The following is a 14,258-nucleotide window of genomic DNA, read 5'->3' as shown; positions in this document are numbered from 1 at the left end:
AACCCCCGCAACGCGAATCTGGAGAAATTTCATGGCTGGCCCGCTGCAACAAGAAATGGAACGCCTACTTGAAAGCGCTTTCGCCCCCGAACGGCTGGAAGTCGTCAACGACAGCGCCCGCCACCACGGCCATGCGGGCGATGACGGCAGCGGCGAATCCCACTTTTCCATCCTGATCGAAAGCGCCCGGTTCGCGGGCAAATCGCGGCTGGAACGGCAACGCATGGTCAACCGCGCCCTGGGCGACATTCCCGGCGAACGGGTTCACGCCGTGGCGATCAGGGCCGTGGCCCCAGGGGAATAGGCGCGCGGATCATTCCGCGTGGAGCGGATCGCGGAACCATTCGATCCATGCGCCGTGGGCATGGGCCGTGCCCAGCACGACCCATTCGCCATCCGGCACGTCCGCGCCGGGCCATGAGCGCACGCGCAGTTCGTGGCGATAGGTTTCGCGGTTGGTTTCCAGTTGCACCCAGGCGAGCGGGCGGTCCCCGCTGGCCCGCGCGCCGGCCCGTTCCATCGCCTGTTCGATCCGCAATTGCGACGGCACCGGCAGATATTGCCAGACGATCGAATGGAACAGCACCCGCGTAACCCCCTGTTCCTGCGGGATGGCGAGCCAGCTTTCCACCCAGTCGGCGGCATCGGCGCGTTCCAGCAGCGGCGGCCGGGCCTGCGCCAGAGCCACCGCCGCATCGATCCGCGCCATCCGTTCCCGCGCATCGGCCCAGACATAGCTCTTGAGGCGGACCGCCGCTTCGGCATCGGCCAGATCGATCGGGGCGATGTCGCTGCCCTGCACGCGCGTGATTTCCACCCGGCTGGCGGGCGGCAGCGGCCCGCGCCATTCGGGCACGATCCGCATCGGGGACTCCGCCGCCCCCGCGCGCACGCCGCCCAGATCGAACGCGAAACGGTCCATCATCGTGTTGATCCCGGCGCTCGCCCCGATCTCGTGCAGCGTGAAACGCGGCCCCAGACGCGGCGCGAGCCACAGCAGCCCGGCCATGATCCCGGCGGAACGGCCCGCCTCGTTGGTCTGCGGCGGGCCGTCGAGCCACGGCAGCAGCGCCGCATCGTGATCGCGCACCACCGCCAGCACCACATCGTCCACCATGGCCTGATCGGCCAGTTCCCCGGTATAGACCGGGGCCAGCCGCGCCTCCGCCCCGGTGAGATGGAGATGGTGCAGCCCCCCGGCGAGCCGCAGCGGCATCGCATCGGTCGGGCGAACATCGCGCCATTCGCGCAGCCTGCGCCCGCACCGGGTATCGCTGTTCAGCACCGCCAGTTCCGCCATGACCACCCGCGCCGTGATCGGGGCCGCGTTGCGCTGGCAGTATTCCGCCTGCCACCGGATCGCCTCGATCGCCGCGTGGGGCATGTCATCGGCGGGTCGTTCGCTGTCCATCGTGCTGTCCTTCGGGCGCTGGCCCCGTGCCAAAATGCCGCATCGGGCGGCTTCAGCCTGCGCCAAGGCGCGGCCCGATGCAATCCGCGCTTCATTTTATGCCAATCAGGCACTAAGTGCGCGGTCATTATGACCAAGCCATTGACCTTTGCCGTGCCCAAGGGGCGAATTCTGGACGAGGCGCTGCCCGTGATGGCCCGCGCCGGTATCGTTCCGGCGGCGGAGTTCCATGACAAGAAGAACCGCGCTTTGAGCTTCGCCACCGAAAGCGGCGACACGCGCATCATCCGCGTGCGCGCGTTCGATGTCGCCACGTTCGTCGCCCACGGCGCGGCGCAGGCCGGGATCGTCGGTTCGGACGTGGTGGAAGAATTCAACTACCCCGATCTCTATGCCCCGGTCGATCTCGACATCGGCCACTGCCGCCTGTCGATCGCCGAACCGAAGGACACGGCGGGACAGGCGTCCGGCAACGGCGGCGGCCACACCAGCCACCTGCGCGTGGCGACGAAGTATCCCAATCTCACCCGCCGCTATTTCGAGAGCCGCGGCATCCAGGCCGAATGCGTCAAGCTGAACGGCGCGATGGAACTGGCGCCGACGCTGGGGCTGGCCGGGCGGATTGTCGATCTCGTTTCCACCGGCACCACGCTGCGCGAGAACGGCTTGGTCGAAACGGCGGAAATCCTGCGCATTTCCGCGCGATTGATCGTCAACCGCGCCGCGCTCAAGACCGATGACCGGGTGGCCGCGCTGGTCGATGCCTTCCGCAAGGCCTGTCAAAGTGAAGGGGCGAACTGATGCGCCGCCTGTCCACCACCGATCCCGATTTCGAAACCCGCTTCGCCCGCATCGTCGCCGACCGCCGCGAAAGCGCGGGTGACGTGGCGCAGACTGTCGGCACGATTCTCAACGAAGTGCGCGCCCGGGGCGACGACGCGCTGGTCGAATACACCCAGCGTTTCGACCGTTACGGTCTGGTTGCCGATACCGACTGGCGCATCGCCCCCGAAGCCTGCCGCGAAGCGTTCGAGGCGCTCGACCCGACGCTTCGCGCCGCGCTGGAACTGGCGGCGGAGCGCATCCGCGCCTACCACGCGGACCAGTTGCCCAAGGATCGCGATTTCACCGATGCCGCCGGGGTGCGGCTGGGGGCGAAATGGCGCGCGGTCGATGCCGCCGGGCTCTATGTCCCCGGCGGGCGGGCGGCTTATCCCTCCTCCATGCTGATGAACGCCATTCCGGCCAAAGTCGCGGGCGTGGAGCGGCTGGTCGTCACCACGCCGACGCCGGGGGGCGAAGTCAATCCGCTGGTTCTGGCCGCCGCGCATCTGGCGGGGGTGGACGAAATCTGGCGCGTGGGCGGCGCGCAGGCGATTGCCGCGCTGGCTTATGGCACCGGCCGGATCAGCCCGGTCGATGTCATCACCGGGCCGGGCAACGCCTGGGTGGCCGAAGCCAAGCGCCAGCTTTACGGCGTGGTCGGGATCGACATGGTGGCGGGGCCGAGCGAAATCCTCGTCATCGCCGATGGCCGGAACAGCCCGGACTGGATCGCGGCCGATCTGCTGAGCCAGGCCGAACACGATCCCTCCTCGCAATCTATTCTCATCACCGACGACGCCGCTTTCGGCGAACAGGTGGAAGACCGGATCGACGTACAATGCGCGATGCTGTCCACCGGCAAGACCGCACGCAAGAGCTGGGACGATCACGGCGTCATCATCACTGTGGCCGATCTGGCCGAAGCGCCGCGCCTCGCCAATGCGCTGGCCGCCGAACACGTCGAGATCGCGACTGACGATCCCGAGGCGCTGTTTGCCGAAATCCGCCACGCCGGCAGCGTGTTCCTCGGCCGCCATACGCCCGAGGCGGTGGGCGATTATGTCGCGGGGCCCAACCACGTCCTGCCCACCGGCCGCCGCGCGCGCTTCGCCAGCGGCCTTTCGGTGCTCGATTTCATGAAGCGCACCAGCTTCATCGCCGTGAGCGAAGACGCCTTGCGCGCCATCGGCCCCGCCGCCGTGGCGCTGGCCGAGGCCGAAGGGCTGCCCGCCCACGCCCGCTCCGTACAGGAAAGATTGTCATGAACGCTCCCAATCCCAAGGCGCGCGCCCGTTCCGCCGCGCGCCTCGCCGCCGTGCAGGCGCTCTATCAACAACACATGGAAAAAACGCCGCTGGCGCGCCTGCTGGACGAATTCCACCAGCACCGGCTGGGCGCGGAAGTGGACGGCGACCAGATGGCCGAGGCCGAAGTCGCCTTCTTCGACGATATCGTGCGCGGCGCCGATGCCCGGCGCGAGGAAATCGACGCGCTGGTGCAAAGCAAGCTGGCGCAGGGCTGGACTCTCGCCCGCCTCGACAAGACGATGCTGCAGATCCTGCGCGCCGGGGCCTATGAACTGGTCGCCCGCGCCGATGTGCCCACGGCCAGCGCGATCAGCGAATATGTCGATGTCGCCCACGCCTTCTTCGACGAGCGCGAAGCGAAATTCGTGAACGGTGTGCTCGACGCGGTGGCGAAGGCCGTCCGCTAAGGGCCATCCCTCTTCCCCGGCGGCAAAAGCCATTTTCCTACACCCCGCCGATTTGGCATAGAGGGCGGATGTCCCGCGCCCATGCCATGCCTCGCCCACCTTTCCGCTGCCGCGGCGCCGGACTGAATCCCCGCCTGCGCGGGGATGACGATTGTGCAAGGCGACGCGCGGCACCTCGCTCTTTTGGCATCCCCATGCAGGCGGGGAGCCAGCAGCAACGCCGGAGTTGGGCCGCCCTGCCTTCACTGCAATTCCCACACCTTGAACTGTGTCAACTGTGTCAACTTGCTCCGCACCCGCGCATCCATGACCGCGCCGCTCTTGTTCCTCACTCTCCATATTCGTCATCCCCGCGCAGGCGGGAACCCGGTGGTCACGGGCGCATCAAACGCAGCCACAACCGCCACTCCTTGAACCGTGTCAACTGTGTCAACTTGCCCCACGCCGGGCGGCGATTGACGGGGCAGCCATGAACGAAGCCGGGTTCATCGCCGCGCTGCGCGCACTCGCCCACGATCCCGCCGCGCGCGGGCTGGAGGACGATTGCGCGGTGCTCGACCTTGGGGGCGAAACGCTGGTGCTGACGCACGATGCGATGGCCGAAGGCGTGCACTTCCTGCCCGGGCAGGACCCGGCCGATGTCGCATGGAAGCTTGTCGCCACCAATCTGTCCGACCTTGCCGCCAAGGGGGCCGAACCTCTGGGCGTGCTGCTCGGCTATATGCTGGGGGCGGATGATACGCGCTTCCTTGCCGGTCTGCGCGAAGTCCTCGCCGCGTTCGACACGCCGCTGCTCGGCGGGGACACGATCGGGGGCACGAACGGCGGAACGGGGCCGCAAGTCCTCGGCCTCACCGCTCTCGGGCGGGCGACGCATCGCCCCGTTCCCGCCCGCAGCGGCGCACGGCCGGGCGATACGCTCTACCTCACCGGCCCGGTCGGCGCGGCGATGATGGGGTACGAGGCGCTGCGCGACGGCACCGGCGCGGACAGCGCGGCCTATCGCCGCCCCGTGCCGCTGCTTGCTGAGGGCCGGGCGCTGGCCCCCCATGTCCACGCGATGATGGACGTATCGGACGGGCTGCTGCTCGATAGCTGGCGCATGGCGCGGGCCAGCGGCGTGACCATCGCGCTCGACAGCGACGCCGTGCCCATCGCCGCGCCGGAGAACCGGCGCGAGGATGCCCTGCGCTGGGGCGACGATTACCAGCTTCTGCTCGCCGCGCCGCAGGATGCCCCCCTTCCCTTCCCCTGCGCCGCGATCGGGCGGGTTCTGGCGCCGGGCGGAAGCCCCCTGATCGCGGGGGGGATCGCCTACGCCACGGCGGAAGGGCTCGGCTATCAGCATCGCGGCGCGCCCTAGCCCCGTCATCTTCCTTCCTGCGAAAACGAAAAAGGACAAGCAGACGGCGATTGTGTGATTTGCAAATACCCCACCCGCTCAGCCTGAGCCTGTCGAAGGCCACGCACCACACGTGTGGCCAGGACCTTGCCAGAGCAGGAGGCTTCCGTTGCTCGCAGCCTTCGACAAGCTCAGGCTGAGCGGAAATTGTGCCGAGGCATGCATGTTTTGCAAACCATGCATACCCAAGAGCGGATGGTTGCCTGAGATTGGTTGAATTGCCGCCCCACGGCGTCATGCTTTCACAGTATTTTAAACGATTACAATTTTTTATCTTCCACATTGCACTTGCAAGGTTTGGGGCTTGCGCCGCGCCCAAGCGGCCTTAAGACTATGCCCCTCAATTAAGTATTCCGCAAAAAGCGGGAACGTTCAAAAGGAGGGGTAAGGCGTGGACCTGGTACTCATCGCAATTATCCTGGGATTGGTGGCCATTCTTTATGGTTTCATCACCAGTCGTCAGGTGCTGGGCGCTAGCCCCGGCAATGAAAAGATGCAGGAAATCGCTGGCGCTATACAGGAAGGGGCGCAAGCCTATCTGAAGCGCCAGTACAGCACTATTGCCATTGTCGGTGTGGTGGTGGCCGCGATTATCGCCGGAACGCTGGGCGCTATTTCCGCCATCGGCTTCATCATTGGCGCGATCCTGTCCGGCGTGGCCGGGTTCATCGGGATGAACATCTCGGTCCGCGCCAATGTGCGCACAGCCGCCGCCGCCCAGACCGGGCTGCAACAGGGCCTTACTCTCGCCTTTCGCGCGGGGGCGATCACCGGCCTGCTCGTGGCCGGGCTCGCGCTGCTCGCGATCTCCGTGTTCTACTGGTATCTCACCGGCCCCGGCGGCTACGGCATCGGCGGCGATGACCGCACAGTGGTCGATGGCCTCGTCGCTCTCGCGTTCGGTGCTTCGCTGATCTCGATCTTCGCCCGTCTCGGCGGCGGGATCTTCACCAAAGCGGCCGATGTCGGCGCGGATCTCGTCGGCAAAGTCGAAGCGGGCATCCCCGAAGACGATCCGCGCAACCCCGCCGTGATCGCGGACAATGTGGGCGACAATGTCGGCGATTGCGCCGGGATGGCGGCCGACCTGTTCGAAACCTACGTCGTCACCGTCGGCGCCACCATGGTGCTGACCGCGCTGCTGCTCAAGGGCGTGGGCGATCTGCTGCCCAACCTGATGGCGCTGCCGCTGCTGATCGGGGGCGTGTGCATCGTCACTTCGATCATCGGCACCTATTTCGTCCGCCTCGGCAAATCGAACAATGTCATGGGCGCGATGTACAAGGGCTTCCTCGTTTCCGCCGTACTCGCCATTCCGGCGATCTGGTTCGCCACCTCCTATGCCCTGGGGGATATGCATGCGGTGATCGGCGCCGCACCGGGTTCCGCGGGCGAAGCGGGCGCGCTGGGCGGCTTCACCGGGGTGCAGCTGTTCCTTTGCGCGATGCTCGGCCTTGTCATCACCGGGCTGATCATCTGGATCACGGAATACTATACCGGCACCAATTACCGTCCGGTCCGTTCCATCGCCAAGGCCAGCGAAACCGGCCACGGCACCAATGTGATCCAGGGCCTCGCCGTCAGCCTCGAAGCGACCGCGCTGCCTACCGTGGTCATCGTCGCCGGAATCGTCATCGCCTATCAGCTCGCCGGGCTGATCGGGATCGCTTATGGCGCCACCGCCATGCTGGCGCTGGCCGGGATGGTCGTCGCGCTCGATGCCTATGGGCCGGTCACGGACAACGCCGGGGGCATCGCCGAAATGGCGGGCCTAGATGACAGCGTGCGCGAAAAGACCGACCTGCTGGATGCCGTGGGCAACACCACCAAGGCAGTGACCAAGGGCTACGCCATCGGTTCGGCTGGCCTTGCCGCACTGGTGCTGTTTGCCGCCTATACCACCGATCTTGGGGAGTTCTTCCCCGATCTGACTGTCGATTTCAGCCTGGAAAATCCCTACGTCATCGTCGGTCTGCTGCTGGGCGCGCTGCTGCCCTATCTGTTCGGCGCGATGGGGATGACGGCGGTCGGCCGCGCGGCGGGCGATGTGGTGAAGGATGTGCGCGATCAGTTCGCAAACGATCCCGGCATCATGGCGGGCACGTCCAAGCCCAATTATGCCCGCACGGTCGATCTCGTCACCAAGGCGGCGATCAAGGAAATGATCGTGCCGTCGCTCCTGCCGGTGCTGGCCCCGATCGCGGTCTATTTCGTCATCACCCTGGTGGCCGGGCCGGAGAACGGCTTTGCCGCGCTGGGCGCGCTGTTGCTGGGCGTGATCGTCGGCGGGCTGTTCGTCGCGCTCTCGATGACGTCGGGCGGCGGCGCATGGGACAACGCCAAGAAGTATATCGAGGATGGCCATCACGGCGGCAAGGGCAGCGAAGCCCACAAGGCCGCGGTGACCGGCGACACGGTGGGCGATCCCTACAAGGACACCGCCGGTCCGGCGGTCAATCCGATGATCAAGATCACCAACATCGTGGCGCTTCTCCTGCTCGCGGTGCTTGCAGCGGGCTGACCCCAAGCAGTGCATTTCAGGAAGCCCCCGCCCGGCATTATCCGGGCGGAGGTTTTCCTTGTCCGGCAAACTGCCAGCAAATTTCACCGCCCGTTCAGCAACGCGTTGACGGCGCATGCGGCGAGGCGCATGTAGACAGCATGTTGCTTGAAGAGACACCCGAACGGCTGGTCGCGGATCTCGTTCTCCTTCTCGACATGGAGCCGCGCGGCGCCAATCGTTTCGAAGGCCGACGCTGGAAGCTGACGCCCGGCCGCCTGTTTGGCGGGCAGGTCATCGCCCAGGCGCTGGCCGCCGCCGAACGGACTGTGGATGAGGATCGTTCCGCCCATTCGCTGCACGCCTATTTCCTCCGCACCGGCTCCAGCGAACTGCCGATCAGTTACATGGTCACCAACGATTTCGACGGACGCAGCTTTTCCAATCGCCGCGTCGTCGCCAGCCAGCAGGGCGAACCGATCCTCAGCCTCACCGCCTCGTTCCATGTCGGCGAACGGGGGGTGGAACACCAGCGCCAGCCCATGCCCATGGTGGAGGAACCCGAAGGGCTGGAACGGATGTCGCGCCAGCTCGTCCGCTTCGCCGAACGGTGCGGGACGACCAAGCCCGTGCCGATCAAGCGCCCGCTCGCTTTCGATATCCGCACGGTCGAAGAACCCTGCTGGCTGACCGGCGAACGCAGCGAAGCGGTGGCGCATACCTGGGTCCGCGCGGTCGCCCCGCTGCCTGACGATCCGCGCGTGCACCGCGCCGTGCTGGCTTATGCCAGCGACATGCAACTGTTGATGACGGCGTTGCGCCCGCACGGCAAATCGATGGTGCGCGGCGATATGCGCGGGTCCAGCCTCGATCACGCGATCTGGTTCCACGAACCCTTCCGCGCCGACGAATGGCTGCTCTACGTCACCGAAAGCCCATGGGCGGGCAACGGGCGCGGTTTCACCCGGGGGCAGATCTTCACGCGTGACGGGCGGCTGGTCGCCAGCACCGCGCAGGAAGGCGTGCTGCGCGAGGTGAAGCAGGACTGAGCGCGCCGGGGAAGCCTCAGCCCCGCACTACCCGCCGGGGTGGTAGAAATCGTACACTGTCTGCGCCACCGCCGCGCTCACGCCCGGCGCGCGTTGCAAATCTTCCAGCGATGCCGCGCGGACTTTGCCTGCCGTGCCGAAATGCAGCAGCAGCGCCCGCTTGCGCGCCGGGCCGATGCCGGGAATCTCGTCCAGCGGGCTGGCGGTGATCGCCCGGCTACGCTTGTCTCGGTGGACGCCGATGGCATAGCGGTGCACCTCATCGCGCAGGCGCTGGAGATAGAACAGCACCGGCGAATTGACCGGCAGCATCTTTTCCCGCCCATCGGGAAAGTGGAACACTTCACGCCCTTCGCGGCCATGATGCGGCCCCTTGGCGATGGCGATCAGCGGCACGTCCTCGATCCCCAGTTCCTCCAGCGTATCCCTGACCGCGCTCATCTGCCCTTTGCCGCCATCGATCAGCACGAGATCGGGCCACACCCCCACGCCGTTGACTTCCTTGGCGCGGTCCGGGTCTTCCTCCAGCGCGCGGGAAAAGCGCCGCTCCATCACTTCGCGCATCATCCCGAAATCGTCGTTCGTCTGCGCGCTGCGGATGTTGAACTTGCGATACTGGTTCTTGATGAACCCTTCCGGCCCGGCCACCACCATGCCGCCCACCGCCTTGGCACCCTGGATATGGCTGTTGTCGTAGATTTCGATCCGCCGGGGCACTTCGGGCAGTTCGAGGAATTCGGCCATTTCGCGCAGGATTTTCGTCTGCGTGCCGCGTTCGGCCAGCCGCCGGTCGAGCGCTTCCACCGCGTTGCGGCTGGCCTGCTCCACCAGCTTGCGCCGCTCCCCCCGCTGCGGCACGGCGATTTCCACCTTGTGCCCCGCCGCTTCGCGCAGCGCCTCGGCCAGCAGGGCCGCATCGGGCAAATCACGGTCCACCAGAATCATGCGCGGCGGCGGCACTTCTTCATAGAACTGCGCCAGCACGCCCGACAGCACCGCCGCATCCTCCACCCCTTCGGTATGCGCGGGGAAGAACGCGCGGTGTCCCCAGTTCTGCCCGCCGCGGATAAAGAACGCCTGGATCGCGACGTGCCCGCCCTTCACCGCCATGGCGAAGATATCGGCATCGCCCAGCCCCTGCGCATTGATCGCCTGGCTGCCCTGAATGAACGTCGCCGCGCGCAGCCGGTCGCGCAGCATGGCCGCGCTTTCGAAATCGAGCGCTTCGGCGGCCTGCTGCATCTGCCGCTGGATTTCCTGCTGCACCGTGTTCGACCGCCCGCCGAGGAAATCCTTCGCTTGCCGCACCAGTTCGGCATAGCCCTGCGCATCGATCCGCCCCACGCAGGGGGCCGAACAACGCTTGATCTGATAGAGCAGGCATGGCCGATCACGGCGGGCAAAGAAGCTGTCGGTGCAACTGCGCAGCAGGAACAGCTTCTGCAAGGCGTTGATCGTGGTGTTGACGCTGCCGGCGCTGGCGAACGGGCCGTAGTAATTGCCTTTCGCCTTGCGCGCGCCGCGATGCTTCATGATGCGGGGGAAATCGTGATCGGCGCGCAGCAGGATGAACGGGAAGCTTTTGTCGTCTCGCAGCAGCACGTTGTAGGGCGGGCGGAACCGCTTGATCAGCTGCGCTTCGAGCAGCAGCGCCTCCGCTTCCGAATTGGTGGTGACGATTTCCATGCCGCGCGTCTGCGCCACCATGCGTTGCAGGCGCAGCGGCAGGCGGTCGACCTGCGTATAATTCGCCACCCGGTTCTTCAGCGCGCGCGCCTTGCCGACATAGAGCACGTCGCCGCGCGCATCGCACATGCGATAGACGCCCGGCTTGGGCTTCAGCGTCGCCAGCGTTTCGCGGATCGCGGCCACCCCCGCCGCGAGATCGGGGCGCGAAGAACGCATGGTATCGGTCGCGCGGTCCTCGTTGAAACGGTCCGCGCCTTGCGGGTGCGGCGGGGTTCCGGCCGGGGTCTTAGCCATGCCGGATTTCCCGATTCGCGATGGGCAAGTTGACACAGTTGACACGGTTCAGGGATGCCAATGTCCCACCCCGGAAACGCGCGGAAACGGGGCAAAAAACACCGGCAGGAAAAGGGCGGTCGGCATGGCGCATGGCCCCCCTATGCCAAATCGCGGCCCGGTAGGAAAATCGCATTTGCTTTACGCCGTCTCTCGCTATCCTGCGCCCGGTTGCAAGGAGCCCGCCATCCATGGACATCGATCCCGCACAGTTCGCCGCCCGCTGGGCCGCAGCCTGGAATGCCCATGATGTAGAGGCGGTGCTGGCCCATTTCCATGAGGAGGCGGCGTTTACTTCGCCCTTCGCCGCGCAGGTCATGCCGGAAACCGGCGGCGTTCTGCGCGGCAAGGCCGCCATCCGCGCTTACTGGACGGCGGGCCTGGCGCGCATTCCCGATCTGCATTTCACGGTTGAGGGGGTGTTCGCCGGGGTCGATTGCCTCGTCATCGCCTATACCAACCAGAAAGGCACGCGGGTGAGCGAAGTCCTGCGCTTCGCAGGCGGCAAGGTGATCGAAGGCCACGGCACCTACCCGGTGGACGTGGCCAATCCCACCGGGGCGCAAGACGGCTGACGCAGGGCCGGCGCCATCCCCCCGGGGCGGGGACAGCGCGGGAAACCCGGTCAGAACATCTTGCGGATATCGATCCCGATCACGCGGCCCAGCGGATCGCGGTAATCGGCCTGATAGCTCAGTGGCACCGTGCCGTTGTTGTCGGTCACTTTCTGGCGGGAATCGAACAGATTGTCGACTTTGAGCGAAACGCGCATCCCCTTGAAGAAGGGCGAGGCATCGACCAGGCTCTGCTGCTGGCCGAGATCGGCAAACAGGCGCAGATTGGCCACGAACGTGCTGCCGAAACGCAAATCCGAACTGCCCTGCATACCGCTGCCGCTGACATGCACCGGCGCGGTGTACGTGCCTTTCAGGCGCAGGCCGAAGCCCTTGTAGAACGCACCGCCCGACACTTCGATGCCGTGGCGGGCCACGCCGCCATCGGTCAGCGCATCGCCATCCAGCAGGTCGAGCACCGGGCCGCCCCGGGCAATCGTCACCGTCTCGTCAAAGCGGACGGTGTGGTAGATCGCCAGATTCCAGCGGCCACGCCCGCCGCCGCGCCCGCCCATCATCGGGCCACCGCCGCCGCCCGGCCCACGGCCGAAGCCGCCGCCGGAGCCATCCCTGCCGGGGCCATCGCCACCGCGCGGCCCGCGGTCATCGGCACCGGCACGGCGTTCTCCGCCGCCCGCACCGTCACCCCGGCCGCCGCCGGGCCGGTCATCGCCGCCCCCGCGCGGGCCATCGCCCGGCGGCGGGCCGCCCGCCATCATCGCGGCGCCCATCATGCCGCCCCGGCCGCCACGCCCGGCCGCCGCAGGATCGGCCTTGCCCAACTGGCCCGACAGATTGAAGCCGTAGCGCAGGCTGCTGCTTTTCATCTTGTCATACGTCACCGGGCGCCGGTCGATCGCCACCAGCCTGCCGCTCTCGTCGCGGATCACGCGATCGGGGAACGCCGCTTCGATAGCCGGCGTCAGCACCGGGAACGACGACGTCACATCGTCGGAACTGTTGCGGAAATATTCGACGACGAAATTCGACCGCTGGAGGAACGGCAGTTGCCAGTTGGCCGACAGCTTGATGTCGCGCTGCCTTTCCTTTTTCAGATTGGGATTGCCGCCCGTCGTCACCGTGACCAGTGCGGTCTGGCCCAGCGTGAAATCGTAAACCGGGACGTTGAACGTCTGCACCAGTGGATTGCCGAGATCGGTCAACCCGGGGGCCGCGTCTTCCGCGATATAGCTCGCCTGGAAGCTCAGCCGCTCGGTGGGCGCCCAGGTGAGGCCCGCGTTCCAGTTGGTCAGCGTGCCGAAGTCCGACAGGCGGTTGATCCCGCCGCTGAGATTGAGCGAAAGATCGCCGATGGCGTCGAGCACGCCTTCGCGTCTGCTGGTAAGAGGGATGAGGAGATTGAGCCCCGCGCTCACATCCTTGCGGTTCAGCCTGGTCCGTTCGCTCAGGCGCGTGTCACGGCTATCGAGGCCGGTATAATCGAACCCGACCGAGGCTGTCATCGCCATCTCGCCCGCCGGCAGCAGCAGCGGGCTGCCCGACATGGTGATCTTGTTCGACAGCGAATTGCTGGTCGCTTTCGCCTCATCCCGTCCGGTGAAAGCAATCGAGGGCAGCGGCCCGGTGATGTCCAGCAGCCCGCCGGCGGCATCGTCCACCAGCCAGCCGGTGTCCGCCCGGCGGTCGATCCGGGTGGTGGTTTCGGCATGGGTGCCATCGACCGTGGCGGTAAGCTGCCAGCCGTCGAGCGCCCGGTTATACGTGCCGCCCGCCTGGAACGTGTCGGTGCGGGTGGTGCGGGTCAGTGCGCCGGGCAGGCTGCGCAGCGCGGTTGCATCGTCGGGATCGGTCAGCATGACCATGTTGAGCCCGGCGAGCGAACGCGAATCCGCGCGGTTGAAACTGCCGTTGAGGCTAAGCTGGCCGCCACTGCCTTCCTTGCCGAGGCCGGTCGACCAGGTGCCTTCCACGGTCATATCGCGGCTATCGGCCACCAGCGAACGATAACGGGCCGGATCGGGATCGCCCGCCACGGTCGGAATGTTGCCGGCGGGCTGGATCAGCGGGCGTTCCGCTTCGGTCAGCAGCGAGGTGTCTTTCAGTTCGACCGACAGGTTCAGCCGGCGCGGCCCGCTGATATTGAGCAGCGAGGCCTGCAATTCGCTGTCGGCGGTGCCGCCGCGTGTGGGCGCGCTGTATTCGCCCGCCACCGTGCGGCTGCTGAAATTAGGCTTGAGAATGAAGTTCACCACCCGCTGGTTGGCGGAATAGCCGTACCGCAGCGCCACTTCCTCGGGCAGGACTTCGACCTTGCGGATCGCCTCGGGCGGGAAATTGCGCATTTCGCGGAAGCTCGACACGCGCTGGCCGTTGATCAGCATCACCGGCCGCCCGTCGCCCCGCCCACGGCCGGAGGATACCTGCGGCGAAAGCGCCTCGATCAGTTCGGTGAGCGAACCCGCGCCATAGGAGGCGATTTCTTCCTCGTCCAGTTCCAGAATCGGCGGCTGCGGCGCATTGACTTCGCCCGGATAGCGATCAGCGATGACGACGATTTCATCCGTATCCTCGGCCTCCGCGCCGGTTTCGGCGCCCGTGGTCTGAGCGAAGGCGGGGGCGACGGGGATGAGCGCCAGAAGCGGCAGAGACAAGAAGCGCAAGAGACAATCCTCAACAATGCAAGCCCGGCTTTTGGGCCGCCGGCCGTGAATTTCCCCTGCCCTGCGCCGTGCAATAGGCTGGCCGTCGCAACCCGCGCAA

General features: G+C 66.5%; 11 protein-coding genes. 8 read left to right on the top strand and 3 right to left on the bottom strand.

Annotation, left to right across the window (positions count from 1 at the left end; genetic code table 11):
- The first annotated feature begins 31 nt into the window (after positions 1-31).
- Positions 32-304 carry a BolA family protein gene (locus K5X80_RS07380; RefSeq protein WP_283249245.1) on the top strand — a complete coding sequence of 91 codons (273 nt, stop codon included), beginning with the start codon at positions 32-34 and terminating at the stop codon, positions 302-304.
- A 9-nt stretch (positions 305-313) separates the two neighbouring features.
- On the opposite strand, the gene K5X80_RS07375 is transcribed toward K5X80_RS07380, so the two are convergent.
- Entirely contained in the window at positions 314-1,411 is a 1,098-nt protein-coding gene (locus K5X80_RS07375; protein WP_222560196.1) for a DUF2332 domain-containing protein, read from the bottom strand.
- 129 nt (positions 1,412-1,540) lie between these two features.
- Here K5X80_RS07375 and hisG point away from each other — a divergent pair, with 129 nt between their 5' ends.
- The 6 genes from hisG to K5X80_RS07345 all read left to right on the top strand — a co-directional run bounded on the left by hisG (position 1,541) and on the right by K5X80_RS07345 (position 8,901).
- A complete protein-coding gene (gene hisG, locus K5X80_RS07370) occupies positions 1,541-2,212 on the top strand; it encodes an ATP phosphoribosyltransferase (protein ID WP_222560195.1) in 672 nt (223 codons plus the stop codon).
- A complete protein-coding gene (gene hisD / locus K5X80_RS07365; protein WP_222560194.1) occupies positions 2,212-3,501 on the top strand; it encodes a histidinol dehydrogenase in 1,290 nt (429 codons plus the stop codon). Before hisG ends, hisD begins: the two co-directional genes overlap by 1 nt.
- Positions 3,498-3,950: a transcription antitermination factor NusB gene (gene nusB / locus K5X80_RS07360; protein ID WP_222560193.1), complete on the top strand. Its 453-nt coding sequence runs from the start codon at positions 3,498-3,500 to the stop codon at positions 3,948-3,950. Before hisD ends, nusB begins: the two co-directional genes overlap by 4 nt.
- A gap of 469 nt (positions 3,951-4,419) precedes the next feature.
- Positions 4,420-5,313, top strand: a complete 894-nt coding sequence (thiL, locus tag K5X80_RS07355; RefSeq protein WP_222560192.1) for a thiamine-phosphate kinase — start codon at positions 4,420-4,422, stop codon at positions 5,311-5,313.
- A 430-nt stretch (positions 5,314-5,743) separates the two neighbouring features.
- On the top strand, positions 5,744-7,873 hold the full coding sequence (locus K5X80_RS07350; protein ID WP_222560191.1) for a sodium-translocating pyrophosphatase: 2,130 nt from the start codon (positions 5,744-5,746) through the stop codon (positions 7,871-7,873).
- A 140-nt stretch (positions 7,874-8,013) separates the two neighbouring features.
- Positions 8,014-8,901 (top strand): acyl-CoA thioesterase, encoded by an 888-nt coding sequence (locus K5X80_RS07345; RefSeq protein ID WP_222560190.1) that lies wholly within the window; start codon positions 8,014-8,016, stop codon positions 8,899-8,901.
- Between the two features lie 27 nt (positions 8,902-8,928).
- Here the strand turns inward: K5X80_RS07345 and uvrC are convergent, their stop codons facing one another.
- Positions 8,929-10,884, bottom strand: a complete 1,956-nt coding sequence (gene uvrC / locus K5X80_RS07340) for an excinuclease ABC subunit UvrC (RefSeq protein ID WP_222560189.1) — start codon at positions 10,882-10,884, stop codon at positions 8,929-8,931.
- Positions 10,885-11,114: 230 nt separating this feature from the next.
- Here uvrC and K5X80_RS07335 point away from each other — a divergent pair, with 230 nt between their 5' ends.
- Complete coding sequence (locus K5X80_RS07335) at positions 11,115-11,498, top strand: nuclear transport factor 2 family protein (protein WP_222560188.1); 384 nt, start codon at positions 11,115-11,117, stop codon at positions 11,496-11,498.
- A gap of 50 nt (positions 11,499-11,548) precedes the next feature.
- Here K5X80_RS07335 and K5X80_RS07330 read toward each other — a convergent pair whose 3' ends face one another.
- On the bottom strand, positions 11,549-14,158 hold the full coding sequence (locus K5X80_RS07330) for a TonB-dependent receptor plug domain-containing protein (RefSeq protein ID WP_222560187.1): 2,610 nt from the start codon (positions 14,156-14,158) through the stop codon (positions 11,549-11,551).
- Positions 14,159-14,258 lie beyond the last annotated feature (100 nt).

Source organism: Caenibius sp. WL (assembly GCF_019803445.1).
Classification (GTDB): Bacteria; Pseudomonadota; Alphaproteobacteria; order Sphingomonadales; family Sphingomonadaceae; genus Caenibius.
The sequence above is the reverse complement of the archived record's forward strand: the minus strand, read 5'-3'. Positions and strand labels throughout refer to the sequence as shown.

Excerpts from the sequence above, each read along its gene's own strand:
- K5X80_RS07380 (WP_283249245.1), top strand. The coding sequence starts at position 32 with ATGGCTGGCCCGCTGCAACAAGAAATGGAACGCCTACTTGAAAGCGCT.
- K5X80_RS07375 (WP_222560196.1), bottom strand. The coding sequence starts at position 1,411 with ATGGACAGCGAACGACCCGCCGATGACATGCCCCACGCGGCGATCGAG.
- hisG (WP_222560195.1), top strand. The coding sequence starts at position 1,541 with ATGACCAAGCCATTGACCTTTGCCGTGCCCAAGGGGCGAATTCTGGAC.
- hisD (WP_222560194.1), top strand. The coding sequence starts at position 2,212 with ATGCGCCGCCTGTCCACCACCGATCCCGATTTCGAAACCCGCTTCGCC.
- nusB (WP_222560193.1), top strand. The coding sequence starts at position 3,498 with ATGAACGCTCCCAATCCCAAGGCGCGCGCCCGTTCCGCCGCGCGCCTC.
- thiL (WP_222560192.1), top strand. The coding sequence starts at position 4,420 with ATGAACGAAGCCGGGTTCATCGCCGCGCTGCGCGCACTCGCCCACGAT.
- K5X80_RS07345 (WP_222560190.1), top strand. The coding sequence starts at position 8,014 with ATGTTGCTTGAAGAGACACCCGAACGGCTGGTCGCGGATCTCGTTCTC.
- uvrC (WP_222560189.1), bottom strand. The coding sequence starts at position 10,884 with ATGGCTAAGACCCCGGCCGGAACCCCGCCGCACCCGCAAGGCGCGGAC.
- K5X80_RS07335 (WP_222560188.1), top strand. The coding sequence starts at position 11,115 with ATGGACATCGATCCCGCACAGTTCGCCGCCCGCTGGGCCGCAGCCTGG.